Here is a 21,383-nt window from a genome sequence, read left to right as displayed (position 1 = left end):
CCTTCCATGAGCGCAGCACTCGACTCCCTGCTCGATCTGCTCGACCTCGAGCAGATCGAGCGGGACATCTTCCGGGGTACGAGCCGTTCGGCGGTCGTCCCCCGGGTCTTCGGCGGCCAGGTCGCGGCCCAGGCCCTGGTCGCCGCGGGCCGCACCGTCCCCGCCGACCGGACCGCCCACTCCCTGCATTCCTACTTCCTCCGGATGGGCGACCCGGGCGCGCCGATCGTCTACAGCGTCGACCGCATCCGTGACGGCCGCTCCTTCACCACCCGCCGGGTCGTCGCCGTCCAGCACGGCCAGCCGATCTTCCACCTCTCGGCCTCGTTCCAGACGTACGAGGAGGGCCTGGAGCACCAGGCGGCCATGCCGCCCGCCCCGGACCCGGAGACGCTGCCCACGGCGGCGCAGATGCTGCCCCGGTACGCGGACCGCTTCAGCGGGCCGGGGGTCGTGGACCGGCTGATCGAGGCGCGGGCCGCGGTCGACCTGCGGTACGTGGACGAGCCGCCCTTCGGCACCGTCGGCGAACCGCGCGAGCCCCGCTCCCAGGTGTGGTTCCGCACGAACGGGAAGCTCGCGGACGACCCGCTGCTCCACGTCTGCATGGCCACGTACGTCTCCGACATGACGCTGCTCGACTCGGTGCTCCTCGCCCATGGGCGCGGGGGCTGGGCGGTCGGCGACGTGGTCGGCGCGAGCCTGGACCACGCGATGTGGTTCCACCGGCCGTTCCGGGCCGACGAATGGCTGCTGTACGACCAGGAGTCTCCGTCCGCATCCGGCGGGCGCGGGCTCGGCCAGGCCCGGATCTACACCCAGGACGGCCGGCTGGCGATCACCGTCATCCAGGAGGGCGTGGTCCGCGTACCCCGGGACTGACAGGCCATGTCCCGTCGGTTCGGACATACTCCCCACCATGAGCGACGAGACCACAAGTGGTACGAAGTCCGGCGGTGGGGAGTCCACGTTCACGGTCGTCGTCGCGGCGGCCGCCAATCTCGGCATCGCCGTGGCGAAGGCCGTCGCCGGGGTGATCAGCGGATCGAGCGCGATGCTCTCCGAGGCGGCGCACTCGGTCGCCGACACGGTCACCGAGCTGCTGCTGCTCACCGCGCTGAAGCGCAGCGAGAAGCCCGCGGACGAGGAACACCCGCTGGGCTACGGCCCCGAGCGCTACATCTGGGCGATGCTCGCCTCCGTGGCCACGTTCGTCGGCGGTGCGGTGTTCTCCGTCTACGACGGCGTCCACACCCTCGCGGCGGGCGAGGAGCTCGGCAATCCGCTCGTCTCGTACATCGTGCTCGCGGTGGCCTTCCTGCTGGAGGGCTACTCGCTGCGGACGGGTGTCCGGCAGGTCCGCGGCGAGGCCGCGCGGCTGCGGGCGCCCGTCGGGCACTACTTCCGCCACACCCCCGACACCGCGGTCAAGGCCGTGGTGATGGAGGACTCGGCGGCGCTGGTGGGTCTGCTGCTCGCCGCGGGCGGCCTGCTCGGCGGCCAGCTGACCGGCTCCGGGGTCTGGGACGGCATCGCGTCGATCCTGATCGGCCTGCTGCTGGTGTACGTCGCCTGGGTGCTGGGCCGGTCCAACGCCCAGCTGCTGATCGGACGGCCGGTGTCGAAGCCGATGCGGGCCGGCGTCCGCGAGGAACTGCTCTCCGTCCCGCACATCATCGACGTACTGGAACTCACCACGCTCATCCAGGGCCCGACCGAGATCCTGATCGCCGCGAAGATCGACTTCCGGGACGCCTCGACCGCCGACGAGATCGAGTGGGCCTGCGAGGAGGCCGAGGAGCAGCTGCGCGAGCGCTATCCGTCGGTCCGCCGGGTGTACCTGGACCCGACCCCGGGCCTGAGACAGCGGGGGCGCGGGGCGGGCGGGGCGGGCACCGGGCCGGTCTGACCGGGGCGGGCGGTACCGGGCCGGGGGACGGCCCCGGCCCGCGTCGCCCCCCTCGTCAGCCCCTCGTCAGCCCCGCCGCGTCCAGCAGATACTCCGTCATCGGGTCGTAGAACCGCGGGTCCAGCACATGGTCGTCCAGCGGGACGGCAACCTGGAGCGTCCCCTCCGCCTCGCCGAGGAAGAGTGCCGGGTCGTTGCAGTCCGCGTACCCGATCGCATCGAGACCGCGCTGCGCCGCGCACCCCGCCCAGCCGTGGTCGGCGACGACCAGGTCCGGCAGCGGGCGGCCCTCGCGCTCCAGGCCGTCCAGGATGGCGGCCATCGGAGCGGGCGAGTGGGTGTGCCAGAGGGTCGCGCCGCGCTCCTGCACGGCGACGTCCGCGAACTGGAACACCATGCCCTCGTCGGCGATCAGCCCCGAGGGAATCCGTACGATCTCGCATCCGGCGGCCCGCAGCGCGTCCGCGGTCTGCCGGTGCACATCGAGGAGCCCGCCCGGGTGGCCGGTCGCGAACAGCACCCGCTCCGACCCCGCCGCCGCCTTCCGCAGCCGCGCCGCCATCCGCTCCAGGGCGTCGACCGTCAGCTCCGGGTCGATGGTGTCCTGCCCGAACCGGTGCTCCGGATCGTCGCTGACCCCGCAGCGCTCGGCCATCACCGCCAGTACGTCCTGCTCGTCGCGCCACCGGTCACCGAGCTCCAGGCCGAGCCAGTAGTGGCGGTCGCCGTTGGCGAGCTTGCGGTAGTGGGAGAGGTTGTTGTCGCGCGGTGTGGCGACGTCTCCGGCGATACGCGTACGGACGAGATGTTCGACGAGAGCGGCACGGCTGGGTATCGGCATGAACCCATTGTGCCGTCAGGTGTGCGCAGTGTGCCGGGTGTCTCGCCCGACGGACTGATCAGAACGGGCCTGCCCGGCCCGCCGGTCAGGGCAGGCGGGTCGCATACGTGACCTTCTCCAGGTGGTAGTACCGGGCGACGCACTGCGCCGGCCACGCCCGCCGGCCGTGCCCGCCGAACGGCTCCAGCATCCTGCCGACCGACACGGGTGTGTACGGGAGCACCTGGGCGCCGCGCGCCGCCCCGTCCCGCAGCGAGCGGTCCTGGCGGTCCCAGCGCTGGGCGCGCACCTCCATCTCCGTACCCAGCCGGAACAGCGGGACGGCGAGACCGACGCAGGTCAGCGCGCAGACGACGGCGACGGCCGCCGTCGCCGTACGGATCCCCCACCGGCGGGCGCGCAGCTCCCGCCCCAGCAGTGCGCCGACGCCGACCAGCAGCAGCACGTACACCAGCAGGAAGTCGCCCCAGACGCGGGCCGCCCTCACCACGCCCGTCCCGAAGGCCGGGTAGGTGATGACGGTGCAGAGGTAGCCGGAGACCAGGAAGGCGAGGACACCGGCGAGGACCAGAAGCAGGGGCCTGCGCGCCAGGCGCCCGTCCGGCCCCTGCCTGCCGCCGCGCACCGAGAGGCCGAGCAGTACGCCGACGGCGAGCGCCCCCGCGTACTGCCACGTCGTGAGGACCGTCCCCAGGATCTCGCCGAACGCCCGCAGCGCCGCGGCGAGTTGCTCCGCACCGAACATGGAGCCCGCGTCGGCACCGAACCGTTCACGCCGGGCGTGCGCGCCGGGCGAGAAGTACAGGACGGCCGTCCCGATGACGACCCCGGCGAAGGCGGCAGCGCACCAGACGCGCGTACGGACGGGGCCGGGGCCGGGAACGGCCCGGAAGCTGAGCAGCAGTACGGCGCAGAGCACGACGCAGGCGACGACCGACGTCTCCTCCGACAGCGTTCCGATGAAGATCCCGGCGGCGAGGGCGACGGCCGCGGCGAGGACCCGGCCCCGGCTGCTCCGCGCGCGCAGCAGCGGAATCACGGCGGCACAGGCCAGCACCGGGGAGACGGTGTGCGAGACGGAGGAGGCGGGCCAGTAGAACGTCTTGTACGTGTCGGGCGTCGCGAGCAGGAAGACCGCCGCAGCCGTCGCGGCCACCAGCAGCGGCACCCCGCGCGGCGCGGTCAGCCCGGCCCGGCCGAGCGCGGCGAGGGTCAGCGCCCAGAGGACGCCGACCACGATCACCCCGCTGACCAGCGCGAACCACTGGTGGCCCGGGACGCCGAACGCCCCGTACCCGACGACCAGCAGGGCGTTGGCGACGCGCCCGTTGTCGTGCAGGTAGAACTTCGCGATCAGCCCGGAGGCGCCCTCGTCCCGCAGGACCGGGAGGAAGCACCAGTCGTCCGCTCCCGGGCGGACCAGCCGGCCGATCCAGAAGGCCGCGCCGAGCAGGGCGAGCGGGAACAGGGTGAGGGCCGCCGTCCGGACCGCCGCCCACCGGCTCGCCGCCCGCACGTACTCCTTCCGCTCGCTCGCCTCCCGTACACCGACGGGCTTCGGCGTGTCCGCGGTCATGCTCAGTGGTGCCCTTCGTGGTTTGGCAGTGCCGCCGGCCCGTTCGGGGAAACCTGCGGGGAAACGTGAGGGGATTCGCTCGCTTCCCGCACCACGTAATGCGGCCGGTGTTTGGTCTCGCAATAGATGCGTCCCACGTATTCGCCGATGACTCCCAGCGTGGCGAGCTGGATTCCGCCGAGGGCCACGACGGCGGTCAGCAGGGTGGTGTATCCGGGCACGGCGATTCCGTGCAGTGCGACGCCCACGATGATCCACAGGGCGTATCCCAGCGCCGCCAGCGCGAGTGCGAGACCGGCGTGGATGGCCAGGCGCAGCGGGCGGCTGTTGAAGGAGATCAGGCCGTCGATCCCGTAGTTGAGCAGATTCCTGCCGCCCCATTTCGAGCGCCCCGCCGCACGTCTCACGTTGCGGTAGGTGAAGGAGGCGGTGTCGAAGCCGATCCAGGAGAAGATCCCCTTGGAGAAGCGGTTGGTCTCGGGCAGTGCGAGCACCGCGTCCACGGCGGTGCGCGACAGCAGTCTGAAGTCGCCTTCGCCGTCGACGACCGGCACGTCCATGCACCGGCCCATGGCGCGGTAGTAGGCGGTGCTGAGCAGCGTGCGCAGGGCGCCCTCGCCGGTGCGGTCCCGTCTCGCGACGACCTGGTCGTACCCGTGCTGCCGCAGCTCCAGCATGCGGGGCAGCAGTTCCGGGGGGTGCTGGAGGTCTGCGTCCATGAGGACGACGGCGTCGCCACGGGACATGCGCAGCCCGGCGAGCATGGCGGCCTCCTTGCCGAAATTACGGCTGAAGGAGGTGTAGCGGACCCGCTGGTCCACGGTGGCGAGCGAGCCGATCCGGGCTCTGGTGCGGTCGCTGCTGCCGTCGTCGACATAACAGATCTCGAACGTCCGCCGGGTCGGTTCGAGAACGGAGATCAGCGCGCGGTGAAACGCCTCGATCACCTCGTCCTCGTTGAAACAGGGGACAACGACCGAAACCTGACATGTTTTCATTTAAATTCCCCATCAGGCGTGGGCGAGACGACTCAAACCATATGCCTGTGGATCACCGCGACACCCCGACGGACGGAGCTGCACCGGGAAATGAGGGAGAATTCAGGCCCTCCTCCTCCGCTCCTCCTCCGCCCCTTCTCCGATCCTTCTCTCCCTGCGCATCAATTCATATATTCAAAGCGCCGAGAGCATTCATCTCACGCGCGGGCCGCCGCCTCGAACGCCCCGCGGGCCAGCCGGTGCAGCAGTGCCGCCGTGTCCGCGCGGTCCGGCTGGGCGCCGGGCCGGCCCAGGTGCGGGGTCGAGTTCAGCAGGCCGAAGACGGCGTGGACGGCGGCGCGGGCCTCGTGCTCGGGCAGGTCCGGGTACATCTCGCGGACCACCTCCACCCACACCTCGACGTACTGCCGCTGGAGCTGGCGGACCCGCTTGCGGTCGGCGTCCCGGAGACGGTCCAGCTCGCGGTCGTGGAGGGTGATCAGGGGACGGTCGTCGAGGGCGAAGTCGATGTGCCCCTCGATGAGCGCGTCGAGCAGGGCCTGCGGGGAGCCGTCCTCGCACGCCGCGTCCTCCGACACGCGCAGTTGCCCGCCCGCCAGCAGCCGCTCACTGATGCCTACCAGCAGCTCGGCGAGCATCGCGTCCTTGCCGGGGAAGTGGCGGTAGAGCCCGGGACCGCTGATGCCGACGGCGGCACCTATCTCGTCGACACCGACACCGTGGAAGCCGCGCTCGGCAAAGAGGCGGGCGGCCTCCTTGAGGATCTGCTCGCGGCGGGTGGGGGCGTCCGTCCTCGTGGTCATGGATTCGATTCTAGACAGTCCGGTTAGCGAACGTTAACTGGAGCGTGGTCGTACCGCGCCGCCCGGCGGCGAGCGGCTCGAACCGGGAACGAAGGAACCGACGATGGAATCAACCGTGATTCGCTGCGAACAGGGCGCCCATGACCAGCAGGATGCCGACCCCGAAGACGGCACCGATTCCGGGGTTCCTGCGCCGCACAACAGCCCGGACGAGCATTCCGGCAACCAGAACCCAGCCCGACGCGTAGACGATCCAGGCGGCTCTTCCCGTCGACTGGCCGTCACTCGCCTTGAACAGCACCCACGCCACGAAGGCGAAGAGTGCCGGTGCGGCCCATAAGTTGCGCTCGACGACTTCCTGGCGTTCCGACAACGCACCCCTCCTCGAACCGTCCCGCCCGCTCACCGGCCGCCCGCCGCCTTCCCGGGGCGCGCCCACAGCGTCACCGCACGCAGCAACCACTCCACGGGACCGAGCCGGTACCGGCGCATCAGCCACCCGCTCAGGGCGAGCTGGCCGGCGTACAGCACCAGCGCCCCGGCGACCGCCGCCGCGGCGCCCGTGCGACCGTACAGGCCGAGCCCGTACCCGGAGAAGACCAGGGCCATGACGAGCGACTGGGTCAGATAGTTGGTCAGCGCCATCCGCCCGGCGGGCGCGAGGACCCGGGCCGTCGCGGCGCCGCCCCGCGTGGTGAACCAGAGCAGCAGCCCGGTGGCGTACGCGGCCGAGAGCGCCGGGGCCGCCACCGTACCGACCGCCAGGCCCAGCAGCGTCCAGCGTTCCGGCAGCGGCCCCACGAGCGCCGCGGCGGAGAAGACCGCCCCGGGGACCCCGACCGCGAGACCCGTCAGGCAGATGCGGCGCAGCCGCGCCCGGTCGGCGAGCGCGGCCGCCCCGAGCCACTGCCGCCGTCCGGCCACGAACCCCACGAGGAAGGCGGCGACCACGAATCCGCCCATCAGCGGAACGGCCGCCAGGATCTCGGGCAGCGCCCGGATGTTGGCACCGACGACCTCGGTGAAGCCGCCCCGGTACGCGGCGGTCAGCTCGGCCTTCACGGTGGCGGACTCGCCCAGGTCGCCCGGGTCGAGCAGGGCCGCGCCCAGCCCGATCAGCAGCAGGAACCCGCCCGCGACGCCGAACACCCACAGCGCCGCCCGCCGGACCTTGGCGGGTCCGGCGTTCCGGGCGGCCAGCAGGACCAGCCCGAGCAGGGCGTAGATCATGAGGATGTCGCCGGTGTACAGCAGCACCGCGTGCGCGATTCCGAGGACGAACAGTCCGGCCAGCCGCCGTGACATCCGGGGCGCGAAGCGCGCGCCGGCGCGCTCGGCCGAGTCCATCTGGAGGGTGAAGCTGTATCCGAAGAGGAACGAGAAGAGCAGGTAGAACTTCGACTGCGCGAGGAGAACGACCAGCCATTCCACCGCCCCGTCCGCCGGGTGCACGGCCGCGAGCCCGCCCCTGGCGCCGGGAGGTCCGGCGGTCGTCAGGAGATTCACGACCAGGATCCCGGCGAGCGCGAACCCGCGCAGGGCGTCCACTTCGAGGACGCGCGGCCTCCCGGTCACTCCAACGGCCGCCCCCTCCCCCGCGGCCGCGCCCCGCGCCGCCTGCGTCCGTATCTGCGACTGCTGACTCATCCGCCTTTTCCCCCACCCCGAAGGCCATCGTCGGTCCGCGAACGTCGCCGCCCCGGGTCAGGGAGCGGCGCGGGCCATTATCCCGCCCCGGCATTCCGCCCTGGACAAGGCTGTTAGCGCTCGTTAACCTGAAGTCGGACGTTAACGGTCACTAACTACTGCGGTACGGGCAAGGGGGCTCGACACGATGCAGCAGGCACCGGTGCTGGCGAGCGCGGCCGATCCCGCCTCCGAGGCCTGGAAGGCCAACGAGGCGGCGCATCACGCGCTCGCCGACGAGCTGCGTGAGCGGCTCGCCACGGCCAGGCTCGGCGGGGGTGAGAGGGCCCGCGCCCGGCATGTGGCGCGCGGCAAGCTGCTGCCCAGGGAGCGGGTGGACACCCTGCTCGACCCGGGTTCCCCGTTCCTGGAGCTGGCCCCGCTGGCGGCCGAGGGGCTGTACGGGGGCGCCGCCCCGGCGGCCGGGGTGATCGCCGGGATCGGCCGGGTCAGCGGCCGGGAGTGCGTGATCGTCGCCAATGACGCGACCGTCAAGGGCGGCACGTACTACCCGATGACGGTGAAGAAGCACCTGCGGGCCCAGGAAGTGGCGCTGGAGAACCGCCTCCCCTGCCTGTATCTCGTCGACTCGGGCGGCGCGTTCCTGCCGATGCAGGACGAGGTCTTCCCCGACCGGGAACACTTCGGCCGGATCTTCTACAACCAGGCCCGGATGTCGGGGGCCGGCATTCCGCAGATCGCGGCGGTGCTGGGCTCGTGCACGGCGGGCGGGGCGTACGTCCCCGCGATGAGCGACGAGGCCGTGATCGTCCGCAACCAGGGCACGATCTTCCTGGGCGGCCCGCCGCTGGTGAAGGCCGCGACCGGTGAGGTCGTGACGGCCGAGGAGCTGGGCGGCGGCGAGGTGCACTCCCGTACGTCGGGGGTGACCGACCATCTCGCCGAGGACGACGCGCACGCGCTGCGGATCGTGCGGAACATCGTCGCCACCCTGCCGGACCGGGGCGCGCTGCCGTGGTCCGTGCAGCCCGTCGAGGAGCCGAAGGTCGATCCCGCTGGCCTGTACGGCGCCGTCCCGGTCGACTCCCGCACCCCGTACGACGTGCGCGAGGTGATCGCCCGGGTCGTCGACGGCTCGCGGTTCGCCGAGTTCAAGGCCGAGTACGGGACGACGCTGATCACCGGCTTCGCCCGGATCCACGGCCACCCGGTCGGGATCGTCGCCAACAACGGCATCCTGTTCTCCGAGTCCGCTCAGAAGGGCGCCCACTTCATCGAGCTGTGCGACCAGCGCGGCATCCCGCTGGTCTTCCTGCAGAACATCTCCGGGTTCATGGTCGGCCGGGACTACGAGGCCGGCGGCATCGCCAAGCACGGCGCCAAGATGGTCACGGCGGTCGCCTGCACCCGCGTCCCGAAGCTGACCGTGGTGGTCGGCGGTTCGTACGGAGCGGGCAACTACTCCATGTGCGGCCGGGCCTACTCCCCCCGCTTCCTGTGGATGTGGCCCAACGCGAAGATCTCCGTCATGGGCGGCGAGCAGGCCGCGTCCGTCCTCGCGACGGTCAAGCGCGACCAGCTGGGCGACGACTGGAGCGCGGCCGACGAGGAGGCCTTCAAGGCCCCGATCCGCGAGCAGTACGAGACCCAGGGCAACGCCTACTACGCCACGGCCAGGCTCTGGGACGACGGCGTGATCGACCCGCTGGAGACCCGGCAGGTGCTGGGGCTGGCTCTTACCGCGTGTGCAAACGCCCCGCTGGGTGAACCCGGCTTCGGCGTCTTCCGGATGTGAGGAACAGATGACGATGTTCGACACGGTTCTGGTCGCCAACCGCGGCGAGATCGCGGTACGTGTCATCCGCACGCTGCGGGAGCTGGGCGTCCGCTCGGTCGCCGTCTTCAGCGACGCGGACGCGGACGCCCGGCACGTGAGGGAGGCCGACACGGCGGTGCGGATCGGGCCCGCCCCGGCCGCGATGAGCTATCTGAGCGTGCCCGCGCTGCTGGACGCGGCCCGTCGCACCGGCGCGCAGGCCGTCCACCCGGGATACGGATTCCTCGCCGAGAACGCGGGCTTCGCGCGGGCGTGCGCCGAGGCGGGGCTGGTCTTCATCGGCCCGCCCGCCTCCGCGATCACGCTGATGGGCGACAAGATCCGGGCCAAGGAGACGGTCGCGGCGGCCGGGGTCCCGGTAGTGCCCGGCTCGTCCGGGAGCGGGCTCACCGATGCCCAGCTGGTCGACGCGGCCGGCGGGATCGGGATGCCGGTGCTGCTGAAGCCCTCGGCGGGCGGCGGCGGCAAGGGCATGCGGCTGGTGCGCGACGAGGCGCTGCTCGGGGACGAGATCGCGGCCGCCCGGCGCGAGGCGCGGTCCTCGTTCGGCGACGACACCCTGCTGGTGGAGCGGTGGATCGACCGCCCCCGGCACATCGAGATCCAGGTGCTGGCCGACGCCCACGGCAACGTGGTCCACCTCGGCGAGCGCGAGTGCTCGCTCCAGCGCCGCCACCAGAAGATCATCGAGGAGGCGCCCTCGGTCCTGCTCGACGAGGAGACCCGGGCGGCGATGGGCGAGGCGGCCGTCCAGGCGGCCCGCTCCTGCGGCTACGTCGGCGCGGGCACGGTGGAGTTCATCGTCCCGGGCAACGACCCCGCCTCGTACTACTTCATGGAGATGAACACCCGCCTCCAGGTCGAGCACCCGGTCACCGAGCTGATCACCGGCCTGGACCTGGTGGAGTGGCAGCTCAGGGTCGCGGCAGGCGAGCAACTCCCCTACCAGCAGCAGGACATCACGCTCACCGGCCACGCCATCGAGGCCCGGATCTGCGCCGAGGACCCGGCCCGCGGCTTCCTGCCCTCCGGCGGCACGGTCCTCGCGCTTCACGAGCCGCAGGGCAACGGCGTGCGGACGGACTCCGGGCTCGGCACGGGCGGCGAGGTCGGCAGCCTGTACGACCCGATGCTGTCGAAGGTCATCGCGTACGGCCCCGACCGCCCCACCGCCCTGCGCCGGCTGCGGGCGGCGCTCGCGGACACGGTGATCCTCGGCGTCCCGACCAACGCCGGGTTCCTGCGCCGGCTGCTCGCCCATCCGGCGGTGGCGGCGGGCGATCTGGACACGGGTCTGGTGGAGCGCGAGGCGTCCGGCCTGGTCCCGGAGGGCGTCCCCGAAGAGGTGTACGCGGCAGCCGCACTCCTGCGCCGCTCCTCCCCGGTGAACGTCTCCGGCTGGGTGGACCCCTTCTCGGTGCCGAGCGGCTGGCGGCTCGGCGGCACCCCGGCCCGCACGGTGCTCGACTTCCGGCTGCCGGGCCACGACCCGGTGCAGGTCTCGCTGCGTTCCTGCCCGGCCGGTACGGAGCTGACGTTCGGCCACGTCGGGGAGGGCGCCGAGCCGCCGCAGCCCGTGACGGGGGCCTGCGGCCCGCTGGCCCCGCTGCCCGGCGGCAAGGAGACGGCCAGGCTGGTCGAGGTCTCCGGCCCCCGCCTCACCCTCGAACTCGCCGGTGTCACCCACGCGTTCAGCCACGCCCCCTCCCCGGACGGGGTGTGGCTCGGCCGGGACGGCGACAGCTGGCACGTACAGGATCACGACCCGGTGGAGGCGTCGCTGGCCGGCGCGGGCCGTTCCGGGGCGGACACCCTCGCCGCGCCCATGCCGGGCACCGTGACGGTCGTGAAGGTGGCGGTCGGTGACGAGGTCGTGGCCGGTCAGAGCCTGCTCGTGGTGGAGGCCATGAAGATGGAGCACGTCATCTCCGCCCCGCACGCCGGGACCGTGACCGAACTGGACGTCAGCGCCGGTGCCACGGTCGCCATGGACCAGATCCTGGCCGTGGTCGCCCCCGTGGAGGCCCCCGTGGCTCCCGGGGAGGAAGCATGACGACGTCTCGCCCCCTCCCCATGACCGTCCCGGCCCAGGACCTGCCCGCCCGGGTCCGCATCCACGAGGTCGGTGCCCGCGACGGGCTGCAGAACGAGAAGGCCGTCGTACCGACCGAGGTGAAGGCGGAGTTCATCCACCGGCTGGCGGCGTCGGGCCTGACCACCATCGAGGCGACCAGCTTCGTGCACCCCAAGTGGGTGCCCCAACTGGCCGACGCCGAGGACCTGTTCCCCCGCCTGGCCGACATCGACGGCGTCGCGCTGCCGGTCCTGGTCCCGAACGAACGCGGCCTGGACCGGGCTCTGGCGCTCGGAGCCCGCCGGATCGCGGTGTTCGGCTCGGCGACCGAGACGTTCGCCGCCCGCAATCTCAACCGCACCGTCGACGAGTCGCTCGCCATGTTCGAGCCGGTCGTCGCCCGCGCCAAGGCCGACAAGGTGCACGTCCGCGGCTACCTGTCGATGTGCTTCGGCGACCCGTGGGAGGGGCCCGTCCCCGTCCACCAGGTCGTCCGGGTCGCCAAGGCGCTGATGGACCTCGGCTGCGACGAGCTCTCCCTCGGCGACACCATCGGCGTCGCCACGCCCGGCCACGTTCTGACCCTGCTCTCGGAACTGAACGAGGAAGGGGTGCACACCGACACCATCGGCGTGCACTTCCACGACACGTACGGCCAGGCCCTCTCCAACACCCTCGCCGCGCTCCAGCACGGGGTGACCACGGTGGACGCCTCCGCGGGCGGCCTCGGCGGCTGCCCGTACGCGAAGAGCGCGACCGGAAACCTCGCCACCGAGGACCTCGTGTGGATGCTCCAGGGCCTCGGTATCGAAACCGGGGTCGATCTCGACGCGCTCACCGCCACCAGCGTGTGGCTCGCCGACCGAATGGGCCGACCCAGCCCGTCCCGTACCGTCCGCGCGCTCTCGGTGCGATAGACACCCGTTCCCACAAGGAGTGACCCCTGCCATGTCCCTGGACCACCGGCTGACCGCCGAACACGAGGAACTGCGGCGCACCGTCGAGGAGTTCGCGCACGACGTGGTCGCGCCGAAGATCGGCGACTTCTACGAACGGCACGAGTTCCCGTACGAGATCGTGCGGGAGATGGGGCGGATGGGCCTGTTCGGGCTCCCGTTCCCCGAGGAGTACGGCGGCATGGGCGGCGACTACCTCGCCCTCGGGATCGCCCTGGAGGAGCTGGCCCGGGTCGACTCCTCCGTGGCGATCACCCTGGAGGCCGGGGTCTCGCTCGGAGCGATGCCGGTCTACCGCTTCGGCACCGAGGAGCAGAAGCAGCGGTGGCTGCCGAAGCTCTGCTCGGGCGAGGCGCTCGGCGCGTTCGGCCTGACCGAGCCGGACGGCGGCTCGGACGCGGGCGGCACCCGGACGACGGCGGTGCGCGACGAGGCCACCGGCGAGTGGGTGATCAACGGCTCCAAGTGCTTCATCACCAACTCCGGTACGGACATCACGGAGCTGGTCACGGTGACCGCGGTGACCGGCCGCAAGGAGAACGGCGCCCCGCTCATCTCCTCGATCATCGTGCCGTCCGGCACCCCCGGCTTCACGGTCGCGGCCCCGTACTCCAAGGTCGGCTGGAACGCCTCGGACACCCGCGAGCTGTCCTTCTCCGACGTCCGCGTCCCGCTGGAGAACCTGCTGGGCGAGGAGGGCCGCGGCTACGCACAGTTCCTGCGCATCCTGGACGAGGGCCGGATCGCCATCTCCGCCCTGTCCACGGGCCTGGCGCAGGGCTGCGTCGACGAGTCGGTGAAGTACGCCGCCGAGCGCCACGCCTTCGGCCGCCCGATCGGCGCCAACCAGGCCATCCAGTTCAAGATCGCGGACATGGAGATGCGCGCCCACATGGCCCGCGTCGGCTGGCGCGACGCCGCCTCGCGCATGGTGGCGGGCGAACCCTTCAAGAAGGAGGCCGCGATCGCGAAGCTGTACTCCTCGACGGTGGCGGTGGACAACGCCCGCGAGGCGACCCAGATCCACGGCGGCTACGGCTTCATGAACGAGTACCCGGTGGCCAGGATGTGGCGCGACTCCAAGATCCTGGAGATCGGCGAGGGCACGAGCGAGGTCCAGCGCATGCTGATCGCCCGCGAACTGGGCCTGCCGTCCTGACGCAGCACCCACACGATGGGGCGGGCCTCCCCGGAGGCCCGCCCCATACGTATGCCCGCGCCCGGATCTTCCTTCGGCACGGGTTCACGAGCCGGCTGGGGGCGGGGGACGTGGGCGTCCGCCGTTGAGGCCGGTCGGTCAGTAGCGGTGGTTGGGCCAGTGCGGGTCCTCCCAGCGGGCGTCGCCGGTGAGGCCGAGCAGGCGTATGCGGTGGAGCAGTTCGTCGGGTGCGCCGTGGTCGATGAGGCGGGGCCGGGCGTGGCCCAGCAGCCAGGCCGTCAGCTCGGCGCGCCTCTCGCCCCCGTCGTCCTCGCTGTCCCAGGCGTCCCAGGGGAGCTCGTCACCGAGGAGGTGGTACTCCCAGTGGTCGGCGGCCTCGGTGAGGTGCCGGGTGGCCGGGGTGCCGGTCTGCGTCTCCCAGTGGGCGAGCCACGGGGTGAGCGCGCCGGATGCCTCGACGACCACGGCGAGGAGTTCATGGGCCGGGACGGCCGGGGCCGGGTCGGTGAGCGTGTCGGCCCACCAGGCATGGAGGAACTCCCGTACCGTCGCGGCCTGTTCGGCGGGCCACTGCTGCCAGTGGCCCCGGTCGAACGAGCGGCCGATCTCCTCCGGGCCGAGGAAGGGTTCGACGCGGCCCGCGACGAGGGACCGGGCGAACTGAGGGAGGATCCGGCGCAGCACCGACGCGTGGTCGCTCCAGTCAGGGGCCCGCCAGGTGCGTTGCAGGAGATCGTCGTCCAGCTCGATGTCCGGGACCTTGAGCTGGGCGAGATCCTCGGCACTGCCCCAGTGGCACTCGCAGTTGTTCTCGTCGGGGCGGGCGGTCATTCCGCGGAAGGTGACCGCGAGGCCGTCCAGTGCGGCATCGAGGCGGCGGCGGCTGGGGCGCGGCACGGAGTGTGTCATGGGCGTTCGCCTTCAGGGCTCCGGAGGCTGTCGCCGGCCGAAGATTGCCACCTTACCGGGAAGGGAAGGGCGATGCGCTGACGGCCGGACACCGACGTGACGAACCGGGGAGGCCCCGCCAACCAGTCGCAGTGCGGGGCTGGTTGACGGGGCCGGAATGCCGACGCGCTGTCGTCGGCTCGTATCTCGTGCGTTTCCGGACGCCCGGGCGGCCGGGGCGGGTCAGGCCTTGGCCGTGGCCTGTTCCACCGCGGCTTCGGTGCCGGTGCCGGACTCGGTGCGGCGCGCGGCCGGGATGGCGGCGGCGATCACCGCCGCGACCAGGGCGACGCCGCAGCCGACCATGAGACCGGTACGGAAGCCGTTCTCGGAGGTGAGGCTGTAGCCGCCCATGGTGACGGTCATCTGGGAGAGGACCACGCCGATCACCGCGGCGCCGATCGACGTACCGAGCGAGCGCATCAGCGTGTTGAAGCCGTTGGCGGCGGCGGTCTCGGACAGCGGGACCGAGCCCATGATCAGTGCGGGCATCGCACCGTACGCCAGGCCGACACCGCTGCTGGTCACCATGCCCACCACCATCAGGCCCCACGCGGAGCCCATGAGCACCAGCGCCAGGCCGTAGCCGACCGCGATGACCAGGATGCCGCACACCAGGGTGAACTTCGGCCCACGGGCGTCGATGAGCTTTCCGCCGAGCGGGGAGACGATCATCATCATGATCCCGCCGGGCGCCAGCCACAGGCCCGCCGCGAGCATCGACTGGCCCAGGCCGTAGCCGGTGGCGGAGGGGAGCTGGAGCAGCTGCGGCGCGATCAGCATGCTGGCGTACATGCCGAAGCCGACGAAGACGGAGGCGAGGTTGGTCATCAGCACCCGGGGACGCGCGGTGGTGCGCAGGTCGACCAGCGGGTCGCGGGTACGCAGCTCCCACAGGCCCCAGGCGAGCAGCACGACGACGGCGGCGGCGAACAGGCCGAGCGTGGTGGCCGAGCCCCAGCCCCAGTCGGCGCCCTTGGAGACCGCGAGCAGCAGGCAGACCAGGCCCGCCCCGAGGCCGAGCGCACCGAGCACGTCGAACCGCTGACCCTTGGCGCCGGCCGGCACATCGGGGATCAGGAACCAGATCAGCACCGCGACCACGGTGGCCAGGCCGGCCGAGCCCCAGAACAGCACCCGCCAGTTCGTGTACTGGGCGACCGCCGCGGCGATCGGGAGGCCGAGCGCGCCGCCGATACCCATGGAGGCGCTGACCAGCGCGATGGAGGAGCTGAGCTTCTCCGCCGGGACCACGTCACGCAGCAGGGCGATGCCGAGCGGCAGCACACCCATGCCCATGCCCTGCAGACCGCGGCCGACGATCATGGGGACGACGGACGAGGAGAGCGCGCACACCACCGAGCCGACGATCAGCGGCACGGAGCACACGAGAAGCATCCGGCGCTTGCCGACCATGTCGCCCAGACGTCCGGAGACGGGCACACAGACGGCGGACACCAGCAGGGTGACGGTGATCACCCACGCCGCGTTCGAGGGGGTGGTGCTCAGGATCTGCGGCAGCTTTGCGATGAGCGGGGTGACCAGGGTCTGCATGATCGCCGCGGTGGTGCCGGCGATGGCCAGCGTGGCGACTACGCCGCCGCTGCGGGTTGATGGCTGGGGCGCGCCCATCCGGGACTCCTCGGGTATACATCGGAAGAAGACTATGCATCGTACATACTTAATGCATCGAGCACGTTATATGTATGTTGCATAGACCTGTGGGAGGATAAGGGCCGACATCCGGAAACACGCCGGGACGCCCGGACGACAACAGGAGGCGGCAGGCGCATGACCAGGCCCACACACGAGGTCGAGTACGAGCAGATGCTCCTCAGCCGCCACGGCCTCCTGCAGAACAAGGGCAGCCGTCGCAAGGACGGCCTGATGGACCGCAGCGCCTACATCCTGCTCAGCCGCGTCCGCGTCCAGGGGCCGATGTCGATCGGTGAGCTCAGCGACGCCTTCGGGCTCGACGCCTCCACCCTCAACCGGCAGACCGCGGCGGCCATGCGCGCCGGACTCGTGGAACGCATCCCGGACCCCGAGGGCGGCATGGCCCGCAAGTTCCGGATCACCGACGAGGGCGCCCGCATGCTCGACGCGGAACGCGAGGGCCTCGTCGGCTCCCTGGAGCGGGTCATGGCCAACTGGTCGGACGAGGACATCTCCGGCTTCGCCGCCTACCTGAGGCGCTTCAACACCGACATCGAGCGCCTGGCCGGCCGCCCCTGGCCGCGCCCCTGACCGTTCGCGACGCCCGGGCCTCGGCCGTGGAGTCCCGCCCGGCTCGCGACGCCCGGTCCGTGGCCGACGCGCGCGAGCGCGGCGCCCCGGCGGAAGGGCCCGCGGCCCGGCGGGGCGGGGGAATCCGCTCGACAGCGCGCCGTCCCGCACGGCAGAGTCCGTCCATGAAGCCGCAGCACTGGCCCCTGTACGGGCTCCGCCTCCGCACGCCCCGCCTGGAACTACGCCTCCCCGACCTGGAGTTGCTGGACGACCTCGCGTCGGTCGCCGCCGGCGGGGTGCACGCGCCGGGCGAGATGCCGTTCACGGTCCCCTGGACCGACGTACCGCCCGAGGAGCGCGGCAGGGCAGTGCTCCAGCACGTGCTGTCCACCGTCGCCGACTGGTCGGTACAGGACTGGGCGCTGAGTCTCGCCGTGCTGTACGAGGGCAGGGTGGTCGGGCGGCAGGACCTGACGGCCAAGGACTTCGCCGTGACCGGCCAGGTCAGCACCGGATCGTGGCTGGGCCTGGCCCACCAGGGCCGGGGCATCGGCACCGAGATGCGGGCCGCCGCCCTGCATCTCGCCTTCGCCGGCCTCGGGGCCCGGACCGCGGTGTCGGCCGCGATGACCGACAACCCGCGCTCGCTGGGTGTCTCGCGCCGGCTCGGCTACCTGCCTGACGGCCTCACGGTCGCCGCCGTACGGGGAGCGCCCGTCACCCTGCAGCGGCTGCGGATGGACCGGGCGCGCTGGGAGGAGTGCCGGAGCATCGAGGTCACCGTCGAGGGACTCGAAGGCTGCCGGGGGGAGTTCGGGGCATGACGCTGCTGGTGCACACCTTCGTGTACGACGAGCCGGGGAAGCAGCGGCTGCTCGACGACCCCGAGGACGGCAGCGACATGGCCGGGTTCGAGAGCAGCCGGACCAGGCTCTGGGGATCGGAGCACGCACGGGCGATCGGGGCCCGGTTCTTCCCCCAGCTGGCCGCCGACGACCTGTACGTACAGCCGGAGGACGTCGAGGACTTCCTCGCCGAGTGCGAGCTGATGCGTGGGCACACGGCGGAGCTCGGTGCGCACAGCGGCTACGGGGAGGACTACGTGGCGGCCCGGCTCGCCAACATCACCCGGGCCGCGCTGCGGGCCCGGTCGGTGGGCGGCGGGGTGCTGGTCTGGTGAGCGGCGACGACGGCCCCGGGCGAAGGGGGCGGGTGGAGCGCGAGCACCGGGTCCGTCCGGCGACCGGAGGCGCGCGGTCGCCGGACGGGCCCGGTCAGCTCACCGAGCCGCCCAGGGAACCTGCGGCGCCCGGTAGTAGTTGATGCCCAGCGCCGAGAGCCTCGGCCCCTGCGCGCCCAGCCGCACCTTGTACGTGTCCCAGTCGTGCGTGGCCGCGGGCGACCAGCCGAGCTCCGCGACCCCGGGCAGCCGGGGGAAGGCCATCTGCTCGATCTCGTCGCTGTTGCTCAGGGTCTCCGACCAGAGCGGCGCCTCGACGCCGAGGATCGAGTCCGCCGGGGCGCCGGCCAGGTACGTCGCCGGGTCCCAGTCGTACGAGCGCTGCACCGAGACGTAACCGGCCCAGGCCAGGCCGAGCTTGGTGTCCTTGTCGTACTTCATGTCGAGGTAGCTGCGGTCGGCCGGGGACAACACCAGCTTCGTGCCGTTCACGGCGGCGGCCGCGACCTGCTCGCGCTCGGCGGCGCCCGTCCTGTCGTAACCCCAGTACTGGGCGACCGCGCCCTTCACCGGCGTGCCCCCGGTCAGCTGGTGCCAGCCGATCACGGTCTTGCCGTACTTGCCGACGATGGCCTGCGCCTTGTCCATGAAGGCCACGTAGTCCTCGTGGCTGGTGGAGTGCGCCTCGTCGCCGCCGATGTGGAGGTACTTGCCGGGGGTGAGCTCGGCGAGCTCGCGGACCACGTCGTCCACGAAGTCGTACGTGACGGCCTTCGGCACGCAGAGCGAGCTGAAGCCGACGTTGGTGCCGGTGTACAGCGGCGGCGCGACCCCGTTGCAGTTCAGCTCCGCGTACGAGGCGAGTGCCGCGTTGGTGTGGCCGGGCAGGTCGATCTCCGGGACGACCTCCAGATAGCGGGAGGCCGCGTACCGGACGATCTCCTTGTAGTCGTTCTTGGTGTAGTAGCCGCCGGGGCCGCCGCCGACCTCCGTCTGGCCGCCGTACGTGGCGAGCCGCGGCCAGGAGTCGATGGCGATCCGCCAGCCCTGGTCGTCGGAGAGATGCAGATGGAGCTTGTTCATCTTGTAGAGGGCGAGCTGGTCGATGTACCGCTTGACCTCGCCGACCGAGAAGAAGTGCCGGGAGACGTCGAGCATCGCGCTGCGGTAGGCGTAGCGCGGCGTGTCCGTGACCGTGCCGCCCGCGACGGTCCACGGACCCTGCTGGGGGCTCTTCTTCTCCACGTCGGCCGGGAGCAGCTGCCGGAGCGTCTGGACGCCGTGGAAGAGCCCGGCGGGGCCGCGTGCGGTGATGGTGACGGAGCCCCGGCTCGACTTCAGACGGTAGCCCTCGGCGCCCAGTTCACCGTTGCCGGGGGAGAGGCGGAGCCGGATGCCGTTGCCCGCGTCGCCGGTGACCGGCAGCGCGTATCCGGTGGACGGGCGCAGCACGCCCGCCAGGTAGTCGCCGACCTTCCGGGCCTCGCCGGAGCCGTCGACGCGGATCCTGGTGTCCGCCGTGATGGTGTACGGGGTGCCGCCGGGCTTCGCCTCGGCGGGGGCGGGCACGATCTGGTCGAGCGGGCGGGGCGAGGCGGCGGCCGGGCCGCTGTCCGCCGCCGCGCCCTCCGCCGCCGCGCCGATACCGGAGATCCCGGCCGCCGTGACGAGCAGCAGCGAGCCGAGAAGGCGGGGAAGGGCGGTGCGCTGTGTCCTGTGCAGTCTCACAAGCCGGGTCCCTTTCGACGGGTTCACACCTGTGGAGCTCCTGACAACCGAACCATCACCATGCGTATCGTGTGCCTCACGCGTGGTCAAGGTGTAGACCACTTCCCTGTCATGCGGCTGACAGAATCTGCCGCATGACGGAAATAATCCAGCGCGACGGAACCTGGACCTTCGACGGCGAATCGGTACGGATCACGCCGGGCCGGGGCAAGGGCATCCACCCGCTCCGGGAGTGGCTGGGCGAATGCGTCGTTCCGCTGTCGGCGTTGGCGGGGATCTCCTTCGAGCCGGACCGCAAGGGCGGCCGGCTGCGACTGCGGCTGCGCGACGGCGCGTGCCCGGTCCTGCGGGCGGCGGACGGCCGGCTCAAGGACGGCGCGGACCCCTACCAGCTAATCGTGGAGAAGGACCGGACCGGGGTGGCCGAGTACTTCGTCGACGAGGTGCGCAACGCCCTGCTGGTCGAGCAGGTGCCCACCGGGGCGGTGGACGAGTTCCTGCTGCCGGGGCCCGCGGTGCCGGTCGCCGGCGGCGGCGGGGACGGCACGGCCTCGTTCGACGGGGAGACCATCCGCCTCACCTGGAACTGGAAGGCCAAGGAGGTCAAGACATCGGTCGGCCCGGTCTCGTTCCCGGTGTCGGAGGTGACCGGCGTGCACTGGGTGCCCGCCATCGGCCTGGAGAACGGGCATCTGCGCTTCGTACGGGGCGAGGGGCCGGCACCGGCCCCGGCGGCCGAGTACGACCCGTACTCGCTGGACCTGTGGGGGCTGTCCAAGAAGGAGCACACGGCGGTGCTGGTCGCGGCCGCGGTGCTCGTACGGCTGCCCGGCACGGCGGCGAGGACGGCGGGGCCGGCCGGGGCCCTCGAAGGCGCCGCCACCGCGGCTTTGGAGATCGCACCCCTGGCCGCACCCGCGGAACCCGCCGCACCCGCACCGTCCGGCGACGATCACGACGCCCTGCTGCGCCGGCTGCGCGAGCTCGGCGATCTGCACCGCGCCGGGGTTCTCACCGACGACGAGTTCACCGCCGCCAAGCAGGCCGTGCTCAAGCGGCTCTGAGCAAGCACCCCCGACTCGTTCCGCCCGTTCCGGGGCCCTGCGAGACGGCAATCACACCCACCCCTGCCCGATATCGGGCAGAATTGTTGCGTAAGCGCCCCGCCCACCGCAATATCAACGAGTGCTCGAACGCCGCCCGTCGCATGACGACCTCATCGATCACCTGGTGCGCAGCACCGCGCTCCAGCGCGGTGAAGCCGCCCGGGTGATCCTCGACGTGCTGGCGTACTTCGACGAGACGACCGACGACTTCGTCCGCCGCCGCCACCGCGAACTGCAGTCCGGCGGCCTGGTCAACGCGGAGATCTTCGAACGGATCGCGGCCGAGCTGCCGCACCGCGCGGTCGCGCCGCCGGAGCTCTCGCTCCGCCAGCTGCGCCGCATCGTCTACGGCTGAGCAACGGGCACGACAAGTACGTCGATGGAGGGGCAGA

The 21,383-nt window shown here is 71.9% G+C and carries 20 protein-coding genes; 11 read left to right on the top strand and 9 right to left on the bottom strand.

The window, feature by feature from the left end:
- Positions 1 to 6 precede the first annotated feature (6 nt).
- On the top strand, positions 7 to 882 hold the full coding sequence (locus ACFYY7_RS00435; protein WP_358943057.1) for an acyl-CoA thioesterase II: 876 nt from the start codon (positions 7 to 9) through the stop codon (positions 880 to 882).
- 37 nt (positions 883 to 919) lie between these two features.
- Positions 920 to 1,909, top strand: a complete 990-nt coding sequence (locus ACFYY7_RS00430; RefSeq protein ID WP_388655365.1) for a cation diffusion facilitator family transporter — start codon at positions 920 to 922, stop codon at positions 1,907 to 1,909.
- Positions 1,910 to 1,964: 55 nt separating this feature from the next.
- On the opposite strand, the gene ACFYY7_RS00425 is transcribed toward ACFYY7_RS00430, so the two are convergent.
- The 6 genes from ACFYY7_RS00425 to ACFYY7_RS00400 form a co-directional block, all read right to left on the bottom strand.
- The gene (locus ACFYY7_RS00425) at positions 1,965 to 2,750 is read right to left on the bottom strand and encodes a phosphatase (protein ID WP_388655363.1); all 786 of its coding nucleotides are present in this window, start codon (positions 2,748 to 2,750) and stop codon (positions 1,965 to 1,967) included.
- A gap of 85 nt (positions 2,751 to 2,835) precedes the next feature.
- Entirely contained in the window at positions 2,836 to 4,326 is a 1,491-nt protein-coding gene (locus ACFYY7_RS00420; protein WP_388655361.1) for a DUF6056 family protein, read from the bottom strand.
- Positions 4,327 to 4,328: 2 nt separating this feature from the next.
- Entirely contained in the window at positions 4,329 to 5,324 is a 996-nt protein-coding gene (locus ACFYY7_RS00415) for a glycosyltransferase family 2 protein (protein WP_388655360.1), read from the bottom strand.
- Between the two features lie 197 nt (positions 5,325 to 5,521).
- Positions 5,522 to 6,127, bottom strand: a complete 606-nt coding sequence (locus tag ACFYY7_RS00410; protein WP_383710665.1) for a TetR/AcrR family transcriptional regulator — start codon at positions 6,125 to 6,127, stop codon at positions 5,522 to 5,524.
- A 109-nt stretch (positions 6,128 to 6,236) separates the two neighbouring features.
- Positions 6,237 to 6,500: a hypothetical protein gene (locus ACFYY7_RS00405; RefSeq protein ID WP_388655358.1), complete on the bottom strand. Its 264-nt coding sequence runs from the start codon at positions 6,498 to 6,500 to the stop codon at positions 6,237 to 6,239.
- Positions 6,501 to 6,529: 29 nt separating this feature from the next.
- Positions 6,530 to 7,774: a DUF418 domain-containing protein gene (locus tag ACFYY7_RS00400; RefSeq protein WP_388655356.1), complete on the bottom strand. Its 1,245-nt coding sequence runs from the start codon at positions 7,772 to 7,774 to the stop codon at positions 6,530 to 6,532.
- 187 nt (positions 7,775 to 7,961) lie between these two features.
- Between ACFYY7_RS00400 and ACFYY7_RS00395 the strand changes: the two genes are divergently transcribed.
- Genes ACFYY7_RS00395 through ACFYY7_RS00380 form a run of 4 tightly spaced genes read left to right on the top strand, consistent with a single transcriptional unit; the run spans position 7,962 to position 13,800 of the window.
- A complete protein-coding gene (locus ACFYY7_RS00395; RefSeq protein ID WP_351260660.1) occupies positions 7,962 to 9,569 on the top strand; it encodes a carboxyl transferase domain-containing protein in 1,608 nt (535 codons plus the stop codon).
- A gap of 7 nt (positions 9,570 to 9,576) precedes the next feature.
- Entirely contained in the window at positions 9,577 to 11,664 is a 2,088-nt protein-coding gene (locus tag ACFYY7_RS00390) for an acetyl-CoA carboxylase biotin carboxylase subunit (RefSeq protein ID WP_388655354.1), read from the top strand.
- Positions 11,661 to 12,602, top strand: coding sequence for a hydroxymethylglutaryl-CoA lyase (locus ACFYY7_RS00385; RefSeq protein WP_388655352.1), 942 nt, complete (start codon positions 11,661 to 11,663; stop codon positions 12,600 to 12,602). Before ACFYY7_RS00390 ends, ACFYY7_RS00385 begins: the two co-directional genes overlap by 4 nt.
- A gap of 31 nt (positions 12,603 to 12,633) precedes the next feature.
- On the top strand, positions 12,634 to 13,800 hold the full coding sequence (locus ACFYY7_RS00380; RefSeq protein WP_266732808.1) for an acyl-CoA dehydrogenase family protein: 1,167 nt from the start codon (positions 12,634 to 12,636) through the stop codon (positions 13,798 to 13,800).
- Positions 13,801 to 13,938: 138 nt separating this feature from the next.
- On the opposite strand, the gene ACFYY7_RS00375 is transcribed toward ACFYY7_RS00380, so the two are convergent.
- Together ACFYY7_RS00375 and ACFYY7_RS00370 are read right to left on the bottom strand one after the other, a co-directional pair.
- On the bottom strand, positions 13,939 to 14,709 hold the full coding sequence (locus ACFYY7_RS00375) for a hypothetical protein (protein WP_388655350.1): 771 nt from the start codon (positions 14,707 to 14,709) through the stop codon (positions 13,939 to 13,941).
- Between the two features lie 222 nt (positions 14,710 to 14,931).
- Positions 14,932 to 16,380 (bottom strand): MFS transporter, encoded by a 1,449-nt coding sequence (locus tag ACFYY7_RS00370; RefSeq protein WP_388655348.1) that lies wholly within the window; start codon positions 16,378 to 16,380, stop codon positions 14,932 to 14,934.
- A gap of 159 nt (positions 16,381 to 16,539) precedes the next feature.
- Here ACFYY7_RS00370 and ACFYY7_RS00365 point away from each other — a divergent pair, with 159 nt between their 5' ends.
- From ACFYY7_RS00365 to ACFYY7_RS00355, 3 genes are all read left to right on the top strand, one after another.
- Positions 16,540 to 16,995, top strand: coding sequence for a MarR family winged helix-turn-helix transcriptional regulator (locus ACFYY7_RS00365; protein WP_388655346.1), 456 nt, complete (start codon positions 16,540 to 16,542; stop codon positions 16,993 to 16,995).
- A gap of 164 nt (positions 16,996 to 17,159) precedes the next feature.
- Entirely contained in the window at positions 17,160 to 17,801 is a 642-nt protein-coding gene (locus ACFYY7_RS00360) for a GNAT family N-acetyltransferase (protein WP_388655345.1), read from the top strand.
- Entirely contained in the window at positions 17,798 to 18,157 is a 360-nt protein-coding gene (locus ACFYY7_RS00355; protein ID WP_388655343.1) for a hypothetical protein, read from the top strand. The genes ACFYY7_RS00360 and ACFYY7_RS00355 overlap by 4 nt, the downstream gene beginning before the upstream one ends.
- A 99-nt stretch (positions 18,158 to 18,256) precedes the next feature.
- On the opposite strand, the gene ACFYY7_RS00350 is transcribed toward ACFYY7_RS00355, so the two are convergent.
- Positions 18,257 to 19,885, bottom strand: coding sequence for a beta-N-acetylhexosaminidase (locus tag ACFYY7_RS00350; protein WP_388655341.1), 1,629 nt, complete (start codon positions 19,883 to 19,885; stop codon positions 18,257 to 18,259).
- Between the two features lie 134 nt (positions 19,886 to 20,019).
- Here ACFYY7_RS00350 and ACFYY7_RS00345 point away from each other — a divergent pair, with 134 nt between their 5' ends.
- The gene (locus ACFYY7_RS00345; RefSeq protein WP_388655339.1) at positions 20,020 to 20,949 is read left to right on the top strand and encodes a DUF4429 domain-containing protein; all 930 of its coding nucleotides are present in this window, start codon (positions 20,020 to 20,022) and stop codon (positions 20,947 to 20,949) included.
- A gap of 121 nt (positions 20,950 to 21,070) precedes the next feature.
- On the top strand, positions 21,071 to 21,346 hold the full coding sequence (locus tag ACFYY7_RS00340; RefSeq protein WP_072489218.1) for a hypothetical protein: 276 nt from the start codon (positions 21,071 to 21,073) through the stop codon (positions 21,344 to 21,346).
- Positions 21,347 to 21,383 lie beyond the last annotated feature (37 nt).

It is taken from the genome of Streptomyces sp. NPDC001933, assembly GCF_042890955.1.
Lineage (GTDB): Bacteria > Actinomycetota > Actinomycetes > Streptomycetales > Streptomycetaceae > Streptomyces.
Note: the sequence above shows the minus strand (reverse complement) of the source record. Positions and strands in the feature narration are given on the sequence as shown.